The sequence below is a fragment of the Acidovorax sacchari genome (genome assembly GCF_042847045.1).
GTDB lineage: Bacteria > Pseudomonadota > Gammaproteobacteria > Burkholderiales > Burkholderiaceae_C > Paracidovorax > Paracidovorax sacchari.
The window spans coordinates 2,142,652-2,163,653 of sequence record NZ_AP035783.1; the positions used below are offsets into that span (position 1 = coordinate 2,142,652).

Consider the following 21,002-nt stretch of genomic DNA (forward strand, 5'->3'; position numbering starts at 1 on the left):
GGGGGACGCCCGCGACGTGCGGCTGCGCGCAGCGCTGCAGCACCGCGACCATGCGGCGGCCCGGCAACTGGTGCGGGAGGTCACGGCCCTGTACTGCTGCGGCCCGGCGGGCGGTGGCGGCGTGCGCACCGCCATGCGGCCGCGCCTGGGCATGGTGTCGTGCCTGGTGCCGCGCGAGTCGGTGCCGGCCGGTCACCGGTTCATGGATTGAAAGGACGGACGCGATGGATCTTCCGCATTCGGCCGCCGAGGCGGCCTCCGGCGAGCACATCGCCGTGCCGCTCTACCGGCTCGCGCACGGGCGCACGGGCGACAAGGGCAACCGCTCGAACATCAGTGTGATCGCCTGGCATCCGGCGCTCTGGGACGTGCTGGTGGAGCAGGTGACCGAAGACGCCGTAGCGCGCCGGTTCGAGCAGCGCCAACCGAGCCGCGTGCGCCGCTACCTGCTGCCGCAGCTGCACGCGATGAACTTCGTGATCGACGACGTGCTCGACGGCGGCGTGAACGATTCCCTCAATCTCGACAGCCACGGCAAGGCGCTCGCCTACCTGCTGCTGGACCTGCCCCTGCAGGTGCCCGCCGCGCTCGCGCAGCACCTGGCCGGCCCGCCCTGACGGCGGAGCGCCCGCACCTTCCCACATAAATCCACAAGGAGACAACGCCACCATGAACCATTCCGCCTTCCGCCTGTCGCGCCGCCGCGCGGCCCTGGCAGCCGCCTTCGCCCTGTTCGGCCCTGCCGCATCCGTCACGGCCCAGCCGGCCGCCTATCCGTCCAAGCCGCTCACCTTCGTGGTGCCGTTCGCCGCCGGCAGCGCCACCGACCAGCTCGCGCGCGCCCTGGGGCAGGCGACCACCACCGATACGAAGCAGCCCGTGGTGGTGGACAACAAGGCCGGCGCGAGCGGCATGATCGCCGCCCAGGCGGTGGCCAAGGCGCCGCCGGACGGCTACATGGTGCTCATCACGACGAACACCACCCACGCGGCCAACGAGCATCTGTACCGCAAGCTGCCTTATGACCCGGTGAAGGATTTCGTGCCCGTCACGGGCCTGGGCAAGGGCGGGCAGGTGCTGGTGGTGAATGCCGGTGCACCCTACCGCAGCGTGGCCGACCTGCTGGCCGCCGCGAAGAAGAACCCGGGCAAGCTGAGCTTCGGCAGCGGCAGCTCTTCCAGCCGCATGGCCGGGGAAATGCTCAAGCAACTGGCCGGCGTGGACATCCTGCACGTGCCCTACAAGAGCAATCCGCTCGCCATCACCGACCTGCTGGGCGGGCAGATCGACATGATGATCACCGACACCTCCACCGGCGTGCCGCAGATCAAGTCGGGCAAGCTGCGCGCGCTGGGCTACTCCACGCAGAAGCGCAGCGCGCAGCTGCCGGACGTGCCGACCCTGGAGGAGGCGGGCGTCAAGGGCTACGACATGGGCTACTGGTTCGCGGCGTACGTGCCTGCCGGAACACCGGCACCCGTGGTGTCGCGGCTGAACGAGCTGTTGACCGCCGCCACGCAGAGCGCCGCGGCGAAGTCGTTCTACGACACCGCCGGCTCAGAGCCCTGGACCACCACGTCGGCCGAGCTGGCCCGCTTCCAGGCGGCCGAGACGCAGAAGTGGGGCAAGGTGATCAAGGCCGCCGGCATCGATCCGGAATAGGCCCCGCACCCACCTGATGTGCCGGGCTGGCCGCCCGGCAGTCCGCACAGGGCGCTTCGTGCCCGGATCGCATGGCGTCGCGCATCGCCAGGGGCGGTCGCGCCCCGCAGTCCGGCGTTCCTGGTGGCGGCTTGCGCATTCCACAACGACAACACTGGAGACATCGCCATGCATTTTCCTCAAGCCATATCCCGGCGCGCCCGCCCGCGGCGCCCATTCCCCGCGGCCGCCGCCGCGGCGTTCGCGGCCACCGCGCTGCTGGCCGCATGTGGCGGCGGCGGTTCATCGACGCTGGCGGACGGCGCACCGAAGCTGCGCCTCACCATCGCTGCCACGGAAGACTTTCCGGGCAGCTACGGCAGCGTGGGCGCGTATGAAAAAGTGTCGGGCACGGTGCAGGGCGAACTCGATCCGGCGGACCCGCGCAACGCGGTCATCCAGGACCTGCAGCTCGCTCCGCGCAACAGCCGCGGCATGGTGGAGTACAGCGCCGACTTCGTGTTGCTCAAGCCCAAGGACATGTCCAGGGCCGGCGGCGTTCTGCGCTACGACGCGCCCAACCGCGGCAACATCCTTACGCTGCCCAACCCGGCGGCCGTGCCGGGCGATGCGGTGTATTTCGAGCGGGGCTACACCTTCCTCTATTCCGCATGGCAGGGCGACGTGCCCAAGACCTCTCCCGCGCGGCTCACCGCCACCGTGCCCGTGGCCCGCAACGCCGACGGTAGCAGCATCACCGGCCCGTACCGCACGGAGCTGGTGCCCACCGCCGCGGCCGCGGCCATGGCGCTGCCCGGAGGCGTCTTCAACGGCACCATGATTCCCTACGAGCCCGCGGCACTGGACAACACGCAGCCGGGCTATTCGCTCACGCGCCGCCGCAACGAGACGGATCCGCGCGAAGCCATACCGGCCGCGGACTGGAAGTTCGCCGCCTGCGATACCGGGGCCAACCCCTTCCCCGGCACGCCCAGCCCCGCCAGCGTCTGCCTGCGCGGCGGGTTCGATCCGCAGTATCTGTACGAACTGGTCTATGTGGCCAAGGACCCGAAGGTCATGGGCGTGGGGCTTGCCGCATTGCGCGACACCGTGGGCTTCTTCCGCGGCAGGGCCGCCGATGCGGATGGCCGGGCCAATCCGCTGGCGGGCCGCATCACGCACGTGATCGGACAGGGCACGTCCCAGTCGGGCAATGCCATGAAGACCTTCCTGCACCTGGGTTTCAACCAGCGGCTGGACGGCGGCATGGTGTTCGACGGCATCTACGCCCATGTCGCCGCGCGGCAGACCAATGTCAACACCCGCTTCGCCGTGCCCGGCGGCGGTGGCGGCTTGCGCACCGACCACACGGCCTTCGGGCAGACGGCGCCGCGCGGACTGGCGGCGGATTACGTGGATGCGGTGAGCGGCCGCGGGGGCGGGGTGATGCGCCGCTGCAGCGCGACCGGTACCTGCCCGCGTTTCTTCCTGGGCCTGTCGGGCACCGAGTTCTGGCAACTGCAGGGCTCGCCCGTGCTCACCGATGCGCAGGGCCGGCGCGACATCGCCCAGCCTGCCAATGCGCGCATCTACTACTACGCGAGCACGCAGCACGGCGGGGCTGGCGGGGTGGAAAGCATCAGCTACGCGCCATCGCGCACCGTCTATCCCGCCGGCACCGTGGTGCATTTCAACGACACCTTCCGGGCCCTGTTCCTCGCGCTGGAGGACTGGGTGGTGCGCGGCACCGAGCCGCCGGCCAGCCAGGTGCCCCGCATCGCGGACGGCACGCTGGTGCGCCCGGACCAGGTCGCCTATCCGGCCATGAAGGGGCTGACCTGGAGCACGGGCGGCGTGCAGGCCCCGATTCCGGAGTTCCGCTACCAGGCGCGCTACAACGGCTTCACCCTGCTGGACTTCGGGCCGCAATATGTGCCGCAGGACGAGTCGGGCATCGCCACGGTCCTGCCTCCGCGGGTGGTGGGGCGTGACTACGCCATCCTGGTGCCGCAGGTGGATCCGGCGACCGGGCTGGCGCGCGCCGGCATCCAGAGCGTGGAGGCCCTGGCGCCGCTGGGCACGAGCATCGAGTTCAACGAGGTGGCCACGCCCGGCATCGTCGATCTCGCGAACCTCACCGGCAGCTTCATCCCGTTCCACAAGACACGCGCTGCGCGCCTGGCCGCGGGCGACGGGCGGCCGTCGCTGGAAGAGCTGTACGGCTCGCAGGCGGGATACGTGGCCGCCGTGTCCCGCGCCGCCGACGGGCTGGTGGCGCAGCGCCTGCTGCTGCGCCGCGACGCCGACGCGATCGTGGCCAAGGCGCGCGCGGCCAACATCCTGCCCTGAGCCGCCGCCGGCGCCCTGGACGCTTGCGCGTCCGGGGCGGATCCCGGCGTGGAGTGCGTCGGTGTGACGTGGCGGGCTGTACGTGCCGGCCGGGGGTGCGTAGAGTGGCGGGGCAGGGCGCCCCGCCCGTACGACGAACGAAGAGACAAATCCCCATGCCGCCCATACCCCCAGGCCCGCCCTGGCATGCATTCCTTTCTTTCCTGCTGCACCGTTGCACGGCCCGGCTCCGGCCCGGCGAGGCGGCGATGGTCCGCCGGGCCGGACGGGTGGGCAAGGCAGGGCGGTGGGCGGCGGCAGTGACGATGGCTGCGATGGTGGGCGCCACCAGCCCTGCCACGGCACAAGCACCCGTCGAGGCCCAGGTGCCTGCCACGCCGGCGCCGGCCGCCGGCATGGCCGACCGGGTCATCGCCTGCACGGCCTGCCACGGCCGGGAAGGGCGGGCGACCCAGCAGGGCTACTTTCCGCGCATCGCCGGCAAACCCGCGGGCTACCTGTACCACCAGCTCCTGAACTTCCGCGACGGGCGCCGGAGCTATCCGCAGATGTCCTACCTGCTCGAGCACATGACGGACGACTATCTGCGCGAGATTGCACAACATTTCTCCGCGCTGGACCTTCCCTACGCCGCGCCGCCTCCGCCCCAGGCTCCCCCGGCGACACTGGAGCAGGGCCGCCGGCTGGTGCGCGAGGGTGATGCCGCCCGCGGCATACCCGCCTGCGTCCAATGCCACGGCGGCGCCATGACCGGCGTGCAGCCGGCCATTCCCGCGCTCGTCGGCCTGCCGCGCGACTATCTCAACAGCCAGATCGGCGCCTGGCAGACCGGCCAGCGCCGTTCGCAGGCGCCCGATTGCATGGCCCGCGTGGCACGGCAGCTCACCTCCGAGGACGTGAGCGCCATCTCGGCCTGGCTCGCCGCCCAGCCGGTGGCCGGCAGCGGCAAGCCCGCGGACGCACCCGCCGGCCCGTTGCCCATGCCTTGCGGCGGCGTGGATGTGTCCGTGCGGGGGAGCACGCCATGAGCGGGCCGCCACCGCGCGCACGGGGCTTCTGGCGGCGCTGGCCTGCGCGCGCAGGTATGGCCTTGCTGGCCGGCCTGGCCGCCTGCGCGGTGCTCGTGGCCATGCTCAACCGCTGGGGCGAAGCCCCGCTGCCGCAGGACGACGGCCCGCCCGGGCCCGCCACGCCGCAGGCCATCTCACGGGGCGAATACCTGGCCCGGGCCGGCAACTGCATGGCCTGCCATACCGAGCCGGGCGGCGCCCCGTTCGCGGGCGGCCGTGGCATCGAGACGCCGTTCGGCACGGTCTACAGCACCAACCTCACGCCCGACCCCGACACCGGGCTGGGCCGCTGGTCGGATGCCGCCTTCTGGCGCGCCCTGCACCACGGCCGTTCGCGGGACGGGCGGCTGCTCTATCCGGCGTTCCCGTATCCCAGCTACACGCACGTGACGCGGGAGGATGCCGACGCGATCCACGCCTACCTGCGCAGCCTGCCGCCGGTGCGCCAGGCCGCGCGCCCGCACGCGCTCGGTTTTCCCTATGGCACCCAGGCCGCGCTCGCCGTGTGGCGGGCGCTGTTCTTCCGGCCGGGGGGGCTCGCTCCCGAGCCGGACAGGCCGGCCGACTGGAACCGTGGCCGCTACCTCGTGCAGGGCCTGGGGCATTGCGCGGCCTGCCACAGCCCGCGCAATGCCCTGGGCGCCACGCGCGATGCCGGTGCCCTGCGCGGCGGGCTCATCCCCGTGCAGAACTGGTATGCGCCGGCCCTGGACACGGTGCACGAGGCCGGCGTGGCCGACTGGCCCGTGGACGAGGTGGTCGCCCTGCTGCGCGACGGGACCGCACCGCGCGGCACGGTGACCGGACCGATGGCCGAGGTGGTCTTCCGCAGCACGCAGTACCTGGCCGACGCGGACCTGCGCGCCATCGCGGCCTACCTGCGTGCGCTGCCCGCGCCGGAAGGTCTCGCGCCCGCGGCATCGCCGCCGCCGTCCCGGCCCGTGATGGAGCAGGGCGGAGCGGTCTATGCCCGCCACTGCGCACAGTGCCACGGCGATGGCGGGCAGGGCCGACCGGGGGCGTTCCCTCCACTGGCCGGCAACCGCGCGGTGCAGCTCGAATCGCCGGTGAACGTGGTGCGTACCATCCTCCAGGGCGGCTATCCTCCGGTGACGCCCGGCAATCCGCGGCCGCACGGCATGCCGCCCTTCACGCAGGTGCTGGGCGACGACGACGTGGGCGCCGTGGCCACCTTCGTACGCAACGCCTGGGGCAACCGGGCGCCCGGGGTGGGTACCATCGACGTGTACCGCGCACGGGGGCGCCGGGGACGCTGAGGCGGCATCCTTCCTTCCCGCCCTCGATCCCTTGCGCCCGTTTTTCCAAGACTGTTGAAAAAATCCATGCCGGACACCATTTCTCCACCAGCACCGCTTTCCGCCGGCGGCCCCCCCGCCGCCCCGGGCTGGTGGGTGGTCTGCCTGTGCGCTGCCTGGTGCGGCGTATGCCGTGAGTACGGCGCCGTTTTCGAGGCCCTGCGTGCCGCCCATACGGATGTCCGATTCGAATGGGTGGACGTGGAGGACGAGGAGGACCTGGCCGGCGACCTCGATGTGGAAACTTTCCCCACCGTGCTCGTGGCCGACGGCACCCATGCGCGCTTCCTCGGCCCCGTGCTGCCCCAGTCCGGCGTGCTGGCGCGCATGCTCGCCGCCCTGCAGCAGGAGGGGGCTGCGCCTCCCGTGGACGCCCAGGCCCAGGCGGTGTTCGAGCGCATCCGCCAGGCGCGTGCCGGAGCGCCAGGCTGACGCGGCGCAGCCACATTTGTGGCGCGCCTGCAATGCAAATTGCATGCCGCCGGCTTGGCAAAGCCACGCGCAGCAGGCTACAATAAGGGCTTCACGGCCAAACGGGCGGGTCCCCACCGCCCGTTTTTTTTGGCCGTTCGCTTTCTTCGAGCTCGAAGCTGTCGGGGAGATTCCTCGGCGGTTATCGGGTTTTTTGCACTTCTGGAACAGAACTGAACGACACGTGGCATTGCAGCAGATCGTCGAACAAACCGTCGCAGGCCTGGGTTATGACCTGGTGGAGATCGAACGCTCCGCCGGCGGACTGCTGCGCATCACCATCGATCTGCCCTGGCAGCCGCCCGTGGAAGGCGCCGCCTCCGATGCCGCCGCTCCGGCCGGCCCCGAGGCTTTCGTGACGGTCGAGGATTGCGAGAAGGTCACGCGCCAGCTGCAATTCGCGCTGGAGGTCGATGGCGTGGACTACAAGCGCCTGGAGGTCTCCTCGCCGGGCATCGACCGCCCGCTGCGCCATGAACAGGATTTCCAGCGCTTCGCCGGCGAGGTGATCGACATCACGCTCAAGGCTCCCATCGGCGATGCCGCCGCAGGCCAGGTCAACGCCAACCGCAAGAAATTCCGCGGCACGCTCGAGCGCACCGAGGCCGGAGGCTGGCAGATCGTCTGGAGCGACGAGCCTCCCCCGAAGCCGGGCCAGAAGGTCAGCAAGAAGCGGGTGCCCGCGCCGCTGCAGGCCCTGGGCTTCACGCTCGACGAGCTGCGCGATGCCCGGCTGGCGCCGATCGTGGATTTCAAGGGGCGCGGGCCGAAAGGCGGGCCGGCCCCGGACTGAATCGGGCCGCAGCGGATTCGAAGCAAGGGCCGCCGCGCAGGGCGCGGGCCTTCAAGGGATTGAAAAATAGGAGAGTCGTCGATGAATCGCGAACTGTTGATGTTGGTTGAAGCCATTTCGCGCGAGAAGAACGTGGAGCGCGACGTGGTGTTCGGCGCCGTGGAACTGGCGCTGGCCCAGGCCACCAAGAAGCTCTACCCGGGCGAGGTGGACATCCGCGTGGCGATCGACCGCGACAGCGGCAACTACGAGACTTTCCGCCGCTGGCTCGTCGTGCCCGACGACGCCGGCCTGCAGAACCCGGATGCCGAGGAACTGCTGATGGATGCGCAGGAGCGCATCGCCGACATCGAGGTCGGCGAGTACATCGAGGAAGGCATCGAGTCGGTGCCCATCGGCCGCATCGGCGCCATGGCCGCCAAGCAGGTCATCCTGCAGAAGATCCGCGACGCCGAACGCGAGATGCTGCTCAACGACTTCATGTCGCGCGGCGAGAAGATCTTCACCGGCACCGTCAAGCGCATGGACAAGGGCGACATCATCGTCGAGTCCGGCCGCGTCGAAGGCCGCCTGCGCCGCAGCGAGATGATCCCCAAGGAAAACCTGCGCAACGGCGACCGCGTGCGGGCGATGATCATGGAGGTGGACCTCACGCTGCGTGGCGCGCCCATCATCCTCTCGCGCTCCGCGCCCGAGTTCATGATCGAGCTGTTCCGCAACGAGGTGCCCGAGATCGAGCAGGGCCTGCTGGAGATCAAGAGCTGCGCCCGCGACCCCGGCAGCCGCGCCAAGATCGCGGTGCTGTCGCACGACAAGCGCGTGGACCCCATCGGCACCTGCGTCGGCGTACGCGGCACGCGCGTCAATGCCGTGACCAACGAACTGGCCGGCGAACGCGTGGACATCGTGCTCTGGTCCGAGGATCCGGCGCAGTTCGTGATCGGCGCGCTGGCACCGGCCAACGTGTCCTCCATCGTGGTCGATGAGGAAAAGCACGCCATGGACGTGGTGGTGGACGAGGAGAACCTCGCGATCGCCATCGGCCGCGGCGGCCAGAACGTGCGCCTCGCTTCCGACCTGACGGGCTGGAAGATCAACATCATGGACGCGGCCGAGTCCGCCCAGAAGCAGGCCGACGAGACCGACGCGTCCCGCCGCCTGTTCATGGAAAAGCTCGACGTGGACGAGGAAATCGCCAACATCCTCATCGAGGAAGGCTTCGCCAGCCTCGAGGAAGTGGCCTACGTGCCGCTGCAGGAGATGCTCGAGATCGAGAGCTTCGACGAGGACACGGTGAACGAACTGCGCGCCCGCGCCAAGGATGCCCTCCTGACCATGGAGATCGCCCGCGAGGAAAGCGTGGAAGGTGTCTCGCAGAACCTGCGGGACCTGGACGGGATGACGTCCGAGCTCATCGGCAAGCTGGCCGAGGGCGGCGTCCACACCCGTGATGATCTGGCCGACCTGGCCATCGACGAACTGACCGCCCTGACCGGCCAGTCTGAGGAAGAAGCCAAGGCCTTGATCATGAAGGCGCGCGAACACTGGTTCGCGGGGCAAGAGTAAGGTCAGGGGAGGTACGAACCGAATATGTCCAGTAACACTGTCGCCGAGTTCGCCAGCGAACTCAAGAAATCGCCGGAAACCCTGCTCGACCAGCTCAAGTCCGCTGGCGTGTCCAAGGCTACCCCGTCCGATGCCCTGACCGAATCGGACAAGCAGAAGCTGCTCGCTTTCCTGCAGGCCAGCCACGGCACCGCCACGGCCGACCGCAAGAAGATCACGCTGACCAAGAAGTCCACCAGCGAGATCAAGCAGGCCGATGCCACGGGCAAGGCGCGCACCATCCAGGTGGAGGTGCGCAAGAAGCGCACCTTCATCAAGCGCGATGACGCGGCCGAGGGCGAAGGCCAGGGCGCCGCGTCCGAGGCGTCCGTACCGTCCGCGGAGGACCAGGATCTGGCCCGCCGCGAGGAGGAAGCACGCCACCAGGCCGAGCTGATCCGCCACCAGGAGGAAGAGCTGAACGCCGCGCGCCGCGAGCGTGAGGAGCGTGAGCGCCGCGAGCGCGAAGCCGAGGAGCGTGCAGCCGCCTACGCCGCCCAGCAGGCCGAGAAGAAGGCCCAGGAGTCCGCCGTGCGCGAAGAGGCCTCTCGCGAGGCCGCCGCCGAGGCCGCTGCGCGCAATGCCGCCCAGGCCGAGGCGCGCGCCAAGGCCGAAGCCGAATCCAAGGCCCGTGCGGCCGAGGAGACCGCGCGCGCCGCCGACCTGGACGAGCGCCGCCGCAAGGCCCTGGCCGAAGCCGAGGCGATCCGCGCCATGATGGCCGCGCCCAAGAAGGTGCTGGTCGCCAAGAAGCCCGAGGAGCCGAAGCCGGCTCCGAAGCCCGCTGCCGCGGCCGACGCCAAGAAGGGCACGCTGCACAAGCCCGCGGCCACGCCGGGCGCGCGGCCCGCTGCCGGCGCGCCGGCTGGCGGTGGCAAGGAAGTGAAGTCCGCCAAGCTCTCCTCGAGCTGGGCCGGCGATCCTGCCAAGAAGAAGGAAATCAAGACCCGCGGCGACGCCAGCGGCGGCGTGGGCCGCAACAACTGGCGCAGCGGCCCGCGCGGCCGGCGCAACGACCGCGACGAGCATTCGCACCAGGCTGCCGCTCCCGCCGAGGCGCGCATCATCGAAGTGCACGTGCCCGAGACCATCACCGTGGCCGAGCTGGCGCACAAGATGTCGATCAAGGCGTCCGAGGTCATCAAGTCGCTGATGAAGATGGGCCAGATGGTCACCATCAACCAGCCGCTGGACCAGGACACGGCCATGATCGTGGTCGAGGAAATGGGCCACAAGGCCGTCGTGGCCGCGCTGGACGATCCGGAAGCATTCACCGACGAGGACGTGTCCGGCCAGCAGGCCGAGGCGCTGCCGCGCGCTCCCGTGGTCACCGTCATGGGCCACGTGGACCACGGCAAGACCTCGCTGCTGGACTACATCCGCCGCGCCAAGGTGGCGGCGGGCGAGGCCGGCGGCATCACGCAGCACATCGGCGCCTACCACGTCGAGACGCCGCGCGGCATCGTCACGTTCCTGGACACTCCGGGCCACGAGGCCTTCACGGCCATGCGTGCCCGCGGCGCCCAGGCGACCGACATCGTCATCCTGGTGGTGGCGGCCGACGACGGTGTCATGCCGCAGACCAAGGAAGCCATCAAGCACGCGAAGGCGGCCGGCGTTCCCATCGTCGTGGCCATCACCAAGGCCGACAAGCCCGATGCCAACCCCGACCGCGTCAAGCAGGAACTGGTGGCCCAGGAAGTCGTGCCCGAAGAGTACGGTGGCGAGTCGCCGTTCGTGCCCGTGTCGTCCAAGACCGGCATGGGCATCGACGACCTGCTCGAGCAGGTGCTGCTGCAGGCCGAAGTGCTGGAACTCAAGGCGCCCGTCGAAGCCATGGCCAAGGGCCTGGTCATCGAAGCGCAGCTGGACAAGGGCCGCGGCCCCGTGGCCACGGTGCTGGTGCAGTCCGGCACGCTGAAGGTGGGCGACGTGGTGCTGGCGGGCCAGACCTCCGGCCGCGTGCGTGCCATGCTGGACGAGAACGGCAAGGCGACCAAGTCCGCGGGTCCTTCCATCCCGGTGGAGATCCAGGGCCTGTCCGACGTGCCGCAGGCCGGCGACGAGTTCATGGTGCTCTCCGACGAGCGCCGTGCCCGCGAGATCGCGACCTACCGCGCCGGCAAGTTCCGCAACACCAAGCTGGCCAAGCAGCAGGCTGCGAAGCTGGAGAACGTGTTCGCCGACATGACGGCGGGCGAGGTGAAGAACCTGCCCATCATCATCAAGGCCGACGTGCAGGGTTCGCAGGAAGCGCTGGCCGCCTCGCTGCTCAAGCTCTCGACCGACGAGATCCGCGTGCAGCTCGTGTATGCGGGCGTGGGCGGCATCAGCGAGTCCGACGTCAACCTGGCCATCGCCTCCAAGGCGATCGTGATCGGCTTCAACGTGCGTGCCGATGCCGGCGCGCGCAAGACGGCCGAGGCCAACGACGTGGACCTGCACTACTACAACATCATCTACGACGCGGTGGACGAGCTGAAGGCGGCCATGTCCGGCATGCTGGCGCCCGAACAGCGCGAAGAGGAAATCGGTACCGCCGAGATCCGCACGGTGTTCGTGGCCTCGAAGATCGGCACGGTGGCCGGCTCCTATGTCACGTCGGGCCAGGTCACGCGCAACTGCCGCTTCCGCCTGCTGCGCGACAACGTGGTCATCTACACGGGCGAAGTCGAGTCGGTGCGCCGCCTCAAGGACGACGTCAAGGAAGTCAAGGAAGGCTTCGAGTGCGGTATCAAGCTCAAGAACTACAGCGACATCAAGGAAGGTGATCAGCTGGAGTTCTTCGAGATCAAGGAAATCGCAAGGACCTTGTGATGCACCCCCTGAGTCGCTTCGCGCCTTCCCCCTCCAGGGAGACGACGCCGGTGGCCTGGCAAAGCCAGTTCCACGGCGTCCGCTGGCATGGCCTGCTCCGCGGCCCCTCGAGGGTTGGGGGCGGGGTGCTGGCGGGGTGCGATGATTCTGCGGAGTTCTGAGAACCTATGGCAGCCAAGAAATCCTCCACGCCCAACCGCGGCTTCAAGGTCGCGGACCAGATCCAGCGCGATCTGACCGAGCTGATCCGCGAGTTGAAGGACCCGCGCATCGGCATGGTCACGCTGCAGGCCGTGGAAGTGACGCCCGATTACGCGCACGCCAAGGTGTTCTTCAGCGTGCTCGTGGGCGACGCCGACGCGACGCAGGACGCGCTGAACCAGGCTGCGGGGTTCCTCCGCAACGGCCTGTTCAAGCGCCTGCACATCCATACCGTGCCGACGCTGCACTTCATGTTCGACCGCACCACCGAGCGCGCGTCGGACATGAACGCACTGATCGCGCGCGCCGTGGCTTCCCGTTCCAAAGACGACGACGAAGCATGACCGCACGCGCTCCCCGCATCCGGGTGCAGCGGCGCCCGGTGCACGGAGTGCTGCTGCTCGACAAGCCCCTGGGCCTTTCCAGCAACGACGCGTTGCAGAAGGCCAAGTGGCTGCTGCGCGCTGAAAAAGCCGGGCATACGGGCACCCTCGATCCACTCGCCAGCGGCGTGCTGCCGCTGTGCTTCGGCGCGGCCACCAAGTTCAGCCAGCTGCAGCTCGACGCGCCCAAGACCTATGAGGCCGTGGCCCGGCTGGGTGTGACCACCACCACCGGCGATGCCGAGGGGGAGGTCACCGGGCGCCGCGAGGTGGACCCGGCGCAGCTTGCTCCCGAGCGTCTGGCGGCCGTGCAACGGCAGTTCACCGGCCCGATCCGCCAGGTGCCGCCGATGCACAGCGCCCTCAAGAAGGACGGCAAGGCGCTCTACGAATACGCCCGCGCAGGCATCGCCGTCGAGCGCGAGGCGCGCGACGTGGTCATCCATGCGCTGGAGCTGTCGCTGGCCGAAGACCAGGGCGTACCCGCCGTGCGCATGGTCGTGACCTGCAGCAAGGGCACCTACATCCGCACGCTGGGCGAGGACGTGGGCGCCGCACTGGGCTGCGGTGCGCACCTCACCTTCCTGCGCCGCATCGATACGGGCGGGCTGGGCGTGGAACGCTGCGTCACGCTCGCCGCGCTCGAAGCCATGGACGAGGCCGGGCGGATGGCCTGCGTGCAGCCGGTGGAAACGCTGCTCGCGGGGCATGCGGCTGTCACGCTGGACCATGACAATACGGCGCGATTCCTCTCCGGCATGCGCCGCCGCGGCCCCTGGCCCGACGCGCCCGCCGTGGCCGTGTTCGGCCACGATCCCCGCGCCCTGCTGGGCGTCGGCCGGGTGGCGGCCGGCGAACTCATCCCCGAGCGTCTCCTGAGCCCCCAGGAGATCGCACAGATTCTGGAAAGCACGCCGCGGGCAGAGCGCGGCACATTGGAACCCACTCTATGAGCAAACAAATCCGCAACATCGCCATCATCGCGCACGTTGACCATGGCAAGACCACCATGGTGGACCAGCTGCTGCGCCAGTCCGGCACCTTCGCCGACCACGAGAAGGTCGTCGATACCGTGATGGACAACAACGCGATCGAAAAAGAGCGTGGCATCACCATCCTGGCCAAGAACTGCGCCGTGAGCTGGGAAGGCACGCACATCAACATCGTGGACACCCCGGGCCACGCGGACTTCGGCGGCGAAGTGGAGCGTGCCCTCTCGATGGTGGACAGCGTGGTGCTGCTGATCGACGCGCAGGAAGGCCCCATGCCCCAGACGCGCTTCGTGACCAAGAAGGCCCTGGCCCTCGGCCTGCGCCCCATCCTGGTGGTGAACAAGGTGGACAAGCCGGGCGCCAACCCCGACAAGGTCGTGAACGCCGCGTTCGACCTGTTCGACAAGCTGGGCGCCACCGACGAGCAGCTCGACTTCCCCGTGGTGTACGCTTCGGGCATCAACGGCTGGTCGTCGCTGGAAGAGGGCGCTCCGGGCGAGCAGTGGGGCCCCGACATGTCGGCCCTGTTCAACACCATCCTGAAGCACGTGCCCCCGAACTCGGGTGACCCGGCCGCCCCGCTGCAGCTGCAGATCTCGGCGCTGGACTTCTCCACCTTCGTGGGCCGCATCGGCGTGGGCCGCATCAGCCAGGGCACGCTCAAGCCCGGCCAGGACGTGCTGGTCATGGAAGGCCCCGATGGCAAGAGCATCAAGGGCCGCGTGAACCAGGTGCTGACCTTCCAGGGCCTGGACCGCATGCAGACTCCGCTGGCCGGCCCCGGCGATATCGTGCTGATCAACGGCATCGAGGACATCGGCATCGGCGTGACCGTGACCGACCCGGCCAATCCCGCGCCGCTGCCCATGCTGAAGGTGGACGAGCCCACGCTGACCATGAACTTCTGCGTGAACACCTCGCCGCTGGCAGGCCGCGAAGGCAAGTTCGTGACGAGCCGCCAGCTCTGGGACCGCCTGCAGAAGGAACTGCAGCACAACGTGGCCCTGCGCGTGAAGGAAACCGACGAGGAAGGCATCTTCGAAGTGATGGGCCGGGGCGAACTGCACCTGACCATCCTGCTGGAGAACATGCGCCGCGAAGGCTATGAACTGGCCGTCTCCAAGCCGCGCGTGGTGTTCAAGGACATCGACGGCGTGAAGCACGAGCCGATCGAACTGGTGACGGCCGACATCGAGGAAGGCCACCAGGGCGGCGTGATGCAGGCCCTCGGCGAGCGCAAGGGCGAGCTGGTCAACATGGAGTCGGACGGCCGCGGCCGCGTGCGCCTGGAATACCGCATTCCGGCGCGGGGCCTGATCGGCTTCACCAACGAGTTCCTGAACCTGACCCGCGGTTCGGGCCTGATCTCCAACATCTTCGACAGCTACGAGCCGCACAAGGGCGACATCGGCGGCCGCAAGAACGGCGTTCTGATCTCCATGGACGACGGTGAAATCTTCACCTACGCCCTGGGCAAGCTGGACGACCGCGGCCGCATGTTCGTGAAGGCGAACGATCCGGTGTACGAAGGCATGATCGTCGGCATCCACAGCCGCGACAACGACCTCGTCGTGAACGCCACGCGCACCAAGCAGCTGACCAACTTCCGCGTCTCCGGCAAGGAAGATGCGATCAAGATCACGCCCCCGATCGACCTGACGCTGGAATACGGCGTGGAGTTCATCGAGGACGACGAGCTGGTCGAGATTACGCCCAAGAGCATCCGCCTGCGCAAGCGCCACCTGACGGAAAACGAGCGCAAGCGCGCAGCCCGCGGCATGTGATCGGGGCCCCTGCCCGGGGCCTTGGCTTCACGCATGAAACGACGCGCCCTGCGGGGCGCGTTTTTCATTTCCGGAGCCGCCTGGAGCGCAGTGCCGCCGCTGCAGTGGCGTGGCCGGGATGGTGCGAACCTGTGGTGAGGGCGGGGCCTCAGGCGCCTGTGGGCGGCGATGCCGCGCCGGCAGCGGCCGGATCGGCGCTGTCGTCGCGGCGTACGTCCACGCGGGCGATGCGCCGCCCCTGCACGGCCACCACTTCGAAGCGCAGGCCGTGCAGCACCGTGGCGCGGCCGGGCAGGGGCAGCTCCCCGAAAGTCTCCAGCAGCAGCCCGGCCAGCGTGCTGGCATCGTGCGCGCTGTGCGCGAGCCGCTCCACCCGTACCGCGCGCGCGAGCGTGTGCAGGTCCACCAGGCCGTCCGCCAGCCAGTGGTCCGGTCCCACGGGCTGTACCAGCAGGTCTTCGCCCGCGTCGGGGAATTCGCCGGCTATGGCCTCCAGCACGTCCATGGGCGTGACCAGGCCGAGGATGGTGCCGTATTCATCGCTGACCAGGGCCAGGTGGTTGCGCGAGCGGCGCAGGTTCTCCATCAGCCGCAGGATGCTCACCGTTTCCGGCACGATCAGCGGCGGCTGCAGGCTCCGCTGCCGGTCGATGGTGCCGTGCGCGATCAGGTCGGCCATGAGGTCCTTGGCGCGGCCCACGCCGATCACCGCGTCCAGCCCGCCCCGGTCGCAGACCGGGAACAGCCCGTGCGGCTGCGCCTGCAGCTGCCGGTAGAGCGATGGCTTGTCCTGGCTGATGTCGATCCAGTCCACATCCGCGCGAGGGGTCATGATGGAGGGCACGGAGCGTTCGGCCAGCGAGAGCACGCCCCGCACCATGCTGCGCTCCTCCTGGCGGAAAGCGCCCCTGAGCGCTGCTTCCGCGCTGGCGGCGGCCGAATTGCCGCCGGATGCGCCCGCATCCTGTCCGCCCAGCAGGCGCAGCACCGTGCGTGCCGTGCGCTCGCGCAGCGGCAACCGCGCGGCATGGCGCGCGATATTGCGCAGCCGCCACTGGTTGAAGAACTCGATGAGGATGGAAAAGCCGATCGCCGCGTACAGGTAGCCCTTGGGCAGGTGGAAGCCCATGCCCTCCGACACCAGGCTGAGCCCGATCATGAGCAGGAAGCTCAGGCACAGCACCACCACCGTGGGATGGCGGTTGACGAAGGCCGTGAGCGCCCGGGAGGCCACCATCATGATCCCCATGGCGATCACCACGGCGGCCATCATCACCGGCAGGTGCTGCACCATGCCCACCGCGGTGATGATCGAGTCGAGCGAGAACACCGCGTCCAGCGCCACGATCTGCACCAGCACGACCCCGAAGGCCGCGTGTTCCCGGCGCTCCGGCCCGGCCGCATCCACGCCTTCCAGGCGCTCGTGCAGTTCGGTCGTGGCTTTCCACAGCAGGAAGATGCCGCCGGCCAGCAGGATGATGTCCCGCCACGACAGCGACAGCCAGCCCCATTCGAGAACCGGCGTGGTGAGGCGCACCAGGTGCGCGATGGCGGCCAGCAGGCACAGCCGCAGCACGAGCGCGAGGGACAGGCCGACCAGCCGGGCGCGGTCGCGCTGGTCCGGCGGCAGCTTGTCGGCCAGGATGGCGATGAAGACGAGGTTGTCGATGCCGAGGACGATCTCCAGCACCACCAGCGTCGCCAGGCCCGCCCAGGCCGAAGGGTCGCTCAGCCATTCCACGGCAGGTCTCCCTGCGGGCAGGTGCGCTGCGCCGCCTGGACCGCCACGCTGCAGCGCTCAGAGGCGCGCGGCATGCGGGGCGGCGTGATGGAAGGGGAGGGCCGAGGTGCCGCGGCGGGATGGGGCATGCCGGAACATTCTAGGCAGCGCTCCAGGCAGGTCCTGTAGGAGACCGGGCACACCGCTCGGCGTGCGGCACAATTTCCGGCACGTTCCAACACCGGATTCCAAGGAGACTATCGAATGGATGCAACGCAACGCGACGTGCTGGCCGAGGTGCGCGGACAGGTGGGCTTCATCACGCTGAACCGCCCGCGCGCGCTCAACGCCCTGTCGCTGGGCATGGTGCGCGACCTCATGGAGGCGCTGCTGCGCTGGCAGACGGACCCGGCCGTGCTCGCCGTGGCGATCCGCGGCACGAACAAGGAGGGCGCCTTCGGCGCGTTCTGCGCGGGCGGGGACATCCGGTTCCTGCACCAGGCCGGCAGCACCGGCAACCCGCAGCTGGAAGACTTCTTCACCGAGGAATACGCCCTCAACCACCTGATCCACACCTTCGGCAAGCCCTACATCGCCTTCATGGACGGCATCGTCATGGGCGGCGGCATGGGCATCAGCCAGGGAGGCAGCCTGCGCATCGTCACGGAGCGCACGAAGATGGCGATGCCCGAGACGGCCATCGGCCTGTTCCCGGACGTGGGCGGCGGCTACTTCCTGTCGCGCTGCCCCGGCCGCACGGGCGAATGGCTGGCGCTCACCGGCGACACCATCGGCGCGGGCGATGCGGTCGCGCTGGGCTTGGCCGATGGCTGCATGCCCGCCGAAGCCCAGCACGGCGTGTGGGACGGGCTGGCCACGCAGCGCTTCGACGATGGCGCCGCGATCGAACGCTGGGTGGCCACGCATTTCGCCCCGTCCGCGCCCGCTGCCGCGGCCGACCGCGCGCGCATCGACGCGGCCTTCGGCCAGGAGAGCGTGGCGGCCATTATCGCGGCGCTGGAGGCCGACGGCAGCGACTGGGCACGCGCCACGGTGGCCACGCTGCGCAAGCGGTCGCCGCTGATGTTGCATGTGGTGCTGGAGCAGATCCGGCGCGCCCGTGGGATGGACCTGGCCGCCGACCTGCGCATGGAGCGCGACATGGTGCGGCACTGCTTCTACCTGCGGCCCGGCCAGAGCGAGACCGTGGAAGGCATCCGCGCGCTCGCGGTGGACAAGGACCATGCCCCGCGCTGGAATCCCGCGCGCATCGAGGACGTCACGCCCGCGATGTGGCAGCCGTTCTTCGACAGCCCCTGGCCCGCGCATTCCCATCCGCTGGCCGGCCTGCGGTGAATCACAGCTGCGGATGGACGGCCGTCGCGATGGCCAGCAGCGCATCGCGCGGCAGCGGCCCGCTCAGCGCGTAGCCGAAACCGTCCTCCACCCAGTAGAAGCTGGGCACGGGTCCGTCGCCTTCGTAGCGGAACGCGGTTTCCGCGGGGGCCGCGGGCAGCGCGCCGAGGTACAGCGTAACGCGCTGCCCCGCGGCGTTCTGGTACATGAACTGCGCGCGGGCCCCGCTGGCGCCGCCCGGGCCCGCATCGCCCGGCAGCAGGCGGCCGCCCACCAGTTCGTAGCCCTGGGGCTGCAGGTCCGGAATGTGCAGCGGCCGGCCCAGCCGCCGGGAGAGCCACTGCACCAGGTGTTCCTGCTGTGCCGCGCCCACCTCCACCGGATGGCGCTGTTCGGGCTGGTACACCGCATGGGCCGCGGCGGCCTGCAGCGCGAAACGCTGGGTGGGCAGCAAGGGTGGTGCGGAGCGGGCCAGCGTGGCGGCAGCCGGATCGGCGGTGCCGAGCGTGCCGTGCAGCGTCCATCCCAGCCCGAAGGCGAGCGCGAGCGATGCCGCCAGCCCGGCCATGCGCCAGGCCTGTGCCGATCGCATGCGGCGGTTGCGGAAGTCCTGTGCCACCTGGGCGAGCGGCGGTGGCACCGGCGCCTGTTCCCAGTCCGCATGCAGCCCGCGCAACTGCGCGCGCTGCGCTTCCCAGGCCCGCACGCTGTCCCGGGCCGCAGGGTCGTCGGCCAGCTGCCGGCGCAGCGCTTGCGCTGCCTCGTGCGGAAGCCGGCCGTCCACCAGCGCATGCAGGTGGTCGTCGTCCGGGCCGGTGCCCGGGTCGCCGGACGGTGTCCCCTGCGGAGCGCCGTCGGGGTAAGGGGTGCGCGGGTCGGTCATGGCCTGCGGTCCATCGTCATTTCAGCCGCCGCAGCCGCGGCGCTCCGGGCGCGCGGGCCTGCGGCTCCATCAGTTCGCGCAGCCGCTGCCGGGCGCGCGAGAGGCGCGACATCACCGTGCCCACCGGCACGTCCAGCACCTTCGCGGCAGCGGCGTAATCCATGTCTTCGAGCGTCACCAGCAGCAGCACCGCGCGCTGGTCGGCGGGCAGGCGCTGCAGGCAGCGGTCCAGGTCCAGCGCGTCGTCCGTGCGCGCGGGCGGCGCCTGCAGGTGGTCCTGCACCGACTCCAGGTCGAGCGGCGGCTGGGCCGGCACCGCCCGAAGCTGGTTCAGGTACACGCGGTGCATGAGCGCGAACAGCCAGGCGCGCAGGTCGCTGCCCGGGCGCCACAGCAGCCATTTGCGGCAGGCGCGCTCGAGCGTGTCCTGCACCAGGTCGTCCGCCGCCCAGGCATTGCCCGTCAGCGCCCGCGCATAGCGCCGCAGGCCCGGCAGGTGCGGCGCGATGTCGTCCATGCGGGCGGCTTCGGTGGCGCGTCAGGGCTTGGCGGTACGCCACACCTGGTTCACGCCGTCGCCCGTGCGGTCGCCGGGCTGGGTGTCCTTGACCCAGTAGTAGAGCGGCTTGCCCTTGTAGGCCAGTTGCTTGGCGCCGTCATCGCGCTCCACCACGCTGAATTCGCCCGTGGGCGTGTCGCTGCCGGCCAGCAGCGGCGGCCAGTTCTTCGCGCAGGGACCGTTGCAGACCGACTTGCCGCCGCCGGCCGGGTCGCGGTCGAAGGTGTAGAGCGTCATGCCGTTCGGGCCCACGAGGGCGCCGTTCTTCTCGGCAACGCCGCCGGGCATGCGGGACGACGACATGGAGGCGCAGCCGGCAAGCGCCAGGGCCAGGGCGGAAGCGGCCAAGAGGGTGGAGATTCGGGTCATCGGTATTGCTCCTGTAGGCAGGGCCGGCGACATGCCGGCCCGCAACGGAGTAAACACCGGACCCGTGGGATTTATTCCGCGCTGCCCGAAAAAAATTCCGCCGCCTCAGCGGTGGCGGCTCTTCATCGCGCGCTCCACCTCGCGCTTGCCCTCGCGCTCCTTGATGGTGTCGCGCTTGTCGTGCTCGGCCTTGCCCTTGGCGAGCGCGATCTCGCACTTGGCGCGGCCGTTGGTCCAGTGCAGGTTCAGCGGGACCAGCGTGTAGCCCTTCTGCTCCACTTTGCCGATCAGGCGCTTGATCTCGTCCTTGTGCAGCAGCAGCTTCTTGGTGCGCACCGCGTCCGGGCTCACGTGGGTCGAGGCCGTCTTCAGGGGATTGATCTGGCAGCCGATCAGGTAGAGCTCGCCTTCGCGGATCACCACGTAGCCGTCGGTGAGCTGCACCTTGCCTTCGCGCAGGGCCTTGACCTCCCAGCCGTGCAGCACCATGCCCGCCTCGTGGCGTTCCTCGAAGAAATAGTTGAAGGCCGCCTTCTTGTTGTCGGCGATGCGGGACAGGGTCTCGGGTTTCTTGGCCATGGGGAATCAGATGCGGCACATGGAGGCGTTTGAAAGCCCTCCCTACAATCGGACGATCGGCCGTGCGCTTATCCGGGGATTCTAGTGCTCCGTCCCGCCACGGCCCGCCATGCC

The 21,002-nt window shown here is 69.7% G+C and carries 18 protein-coding genes; 13 read left to right on the forward strand and 5 right to left on the reverse strand.

All coding sequences use genetic code 11. The features are described 5' to 3' along the window. The first annotated feature begins 224 nt into the window (after positions 1-224). From ACGHC0_RS09795 to typA, 12 genes are all read left to right on the forward strand, one after another. Entirely contained in the window at positions 225-617 is a 393-nt protein-coding gene (locus tag ACGHC0_RS09795) for a hypothetical protein (protein ID WP_368355030.1), read from the forward strand. 52 nt (positions 618-669) lie between these two features. Then, on the forward strand, positions 670-1,662 hold the full coding sequence (locus ACGHC0_RS09800) for a Bug family tripartite tricarboxylate transporter substrate binding protein (RefSeq protein WP_415268079.1): 993 nt from the start codon (positions 670-672) through the stop codon (positions 1,660-1,662). A 168-nt stretch (positions 1,663-1,830) separates the two neighbouring features. Continuing rightward, a complete protein-coding gene (locus tag ACGHC0_RS09805) occupies positions 1,831-3,990 on the forward strand; it encodes an alpha/beta hydrolase domain-containing protein (RefSeq protein ID WP_415268080.1) in 2,160 nt (719 codons plus the stop codon). A 155-nt stretch (positions 3,991-4,145) separates the two neighbouring features. After that, the gene (locus tag ACGHC0_RS09810) at positions 4,146-5,018 is read left to right on the forward strand and encodes a c-type cytochrome (protein WP_415268081.1); all 873 of its coding nucleotides are present in this window, start codon (positions 4,146-4,148) and stop codon (positions 5,016-5,018) included. Next, positions 5,015-6,337 (forward strand): c-type cytochrome, encoded by a 1,323-nt coding sequence (locus ACGHC0_RS09815; protein WP_415268082.1) that lies wholly within the window; start codon positions 5,015-5,017, stop codon positions 6,335-6,337. The genes ACGHC0_RS09810 and ACGHC0_RS09815 overlap by 4 nt, the downstream gene beginning before the upstream one ends. Positions 6,338-6,403: 66 nt before the next feature. Beyond that, positions 6,404-6,808, forward strand: coding sequence for a thioredoxin family protein (locus tag ACGHC0_RS09820; RefSeq protein ID WP_415268083.1), 405 nt, complete (start codon positions 6,404-6,406; stop codon positions 6,806-6,808). A gap of 223 nt (positions 6,809-7,031) precedes the next feature. Next, positions 7,032-7,640: a ribosome maturation factor RimP gene (rimP, locus tag ACGHC0_RS09825; RefSeq protein ID WP_368355036.1), complete on the forward strand. Its 609-nt coding sequence runs from the start codon at positions 7,032-7,034 to the stop codon at positions 7,638-7,640. Between the two features lie 81 nt (positions 7,641-7,721). After that, a complete protein-coding gene (gene nusA, locus ACGHC0_RS09830) occupies positions 7,722-9,206 on the forward strand; it encodes a transcription termination factor NusA (protein WP_368355037.1) in 1,485 nt (494 codons plus the stop codon). A gap of 24 nt (positions 9,207-9,230) precedes the next feature. Then, positions 9,231-12,062 (forward strand): translation initiation factor IF-2, encoded by a 2,832-nt coding sequence (infB, locus tag ACGHC0_RS09835; RefSeq protein ID WP_415268084.1) that lies wholly within the window; start codon positions 9,231-9,233, stop codon positions 12,060-12,062. A gap of 167 nt (positions 12,063-12,229) precedes the next feature. Beyond that, positions 12,230-12,607 carry a 30S ribosome-binding factor RbfA gene (gene rbfA / locus ACGHC0_RS09840; RefSeq protein ID WP_011796441.1) on the forward strand — a complete coding sequence of 126 codons (378 nt, stop codon included), beginning with the start codon at positions 12,230-12,232 and terminating at the stop codon, positions 12,605-12,607. Beyond that, positions 12,604-13,599 (forward strand): tRNA pseudouridine(55) synthase TruB, encoded by a 996-nt coding sequence (truB, locus tag ACGHC0_RS09845; RefSeq protein ID WP_415268085.1) that lies wholly within the window; start codon positions 12,604-12,606, stop codon positions 13,597-13,599. Before rbfA ends, truB begins: the two co-directional genes overlap by 4 nt. Continuing rightward, positions 13,596-15,422 (forward strand): translational GTPase TypA, encoded by a 1,827-nt coding sequence (typA, locus tag ACGHC0_RS09850; protein ID WP_368355040.1) that lies wholly within the window; start codon positions 13,596-13,598, stop codon positions 15,420-15,422. Before truB ends, typA begins: the two co-directional genes overlap by 4 nt. 148 nt (positions 15,423-15,570) lie before the next feature. Here the strand turns inward: typA and ACGHC0_RS09855 are convergent, their stop codons facing one another. Beyond that, entirely contained in the window at positions 15,571-17,163 is a 1,593-nt protein-coding gene (locus ACGHC0_RS09855; protein WP_415268086.1) for a TerC family protein, read from the reverse strand. Between the two features lie 243 nt (positions 17,164-17,406). Here ACGHC0_RS09855 and ACGHC0_RS09860 point away from each other — a divergent pair, with 243 nt between their 5' ends. Continuing rightward, the gene (locus ACGHC0_RS09860) at positions 17,407-18,498 is read left to right on the forward strand and encodes an enoyl-CoA hydratase/isomerase family protein (RefSeq protein WP_415268087.1); all 1,092 of its coding nucleotides are present in this window, start codon (positions 17,407-17,409) and stop codon (positions 18,496-18,498) included. Between the two features lies 1 nt (position 18,499). Here ACGHC0_RS09860 and ACGHC0_RS09865 read toward each other — a convergent pair whose 3' ends face one another. From ACGHC0_RS09865 to smpB, 4 genes are all read right to left on the reverse strand, one after another. Then, a complete protein-coding gene (locus ACGHC0_RS09865) occupies positions 18,500-19,381 on the reverse strand; it encodes an anti-sigma factor family protein (protein ID WP_415268088.1) in 882 nt (293 codons plus the stop codon). A 16-nt stretch (positions 19,382-19,397) separates the two neighbouring features. After that, positions 19,398-19,898: an RNA polymerase sigma factor gene (locus tag ACGHC0_RS09870; RefSeq protein ID WP_415268089.1), complete on the reverse strand. Its 501-nt coding sequence runs from the start codon at positions 19,896-19,898 to the stop codon at positions 19,398-19,400. Positions 19,899-19,919: 21 nt separating this feature from the next. Beyond that, positions 19,920-20,309 carry a hypothetical protein gene (locus ACGHC0_RS09875; RefSeq protein ID WP_368355045.1) on the reverse strand — a complete coding sequence of 130 codons (390 nt, stop codon included), beginning with the start codon at positions 20,307-20,309 and terminating at the stop codon, positions 19,920-19,922. A gap of 105 nt (positions 20,310-20,414) precedes the next feature. After that, positions 20,415-20,888, reverse strand: a complete 474-nt coding sequence (gene smpB / locus ACGHC0_RS09880) for an SsrA-binding protein SmpB (protein WP_013594298.1) — start codon at positions 20,886-20,888, stop codon at positions 20,415-20,417. Between the last annotated feature and the right edge of the window lie 114 nt (positions 20,889-21,002).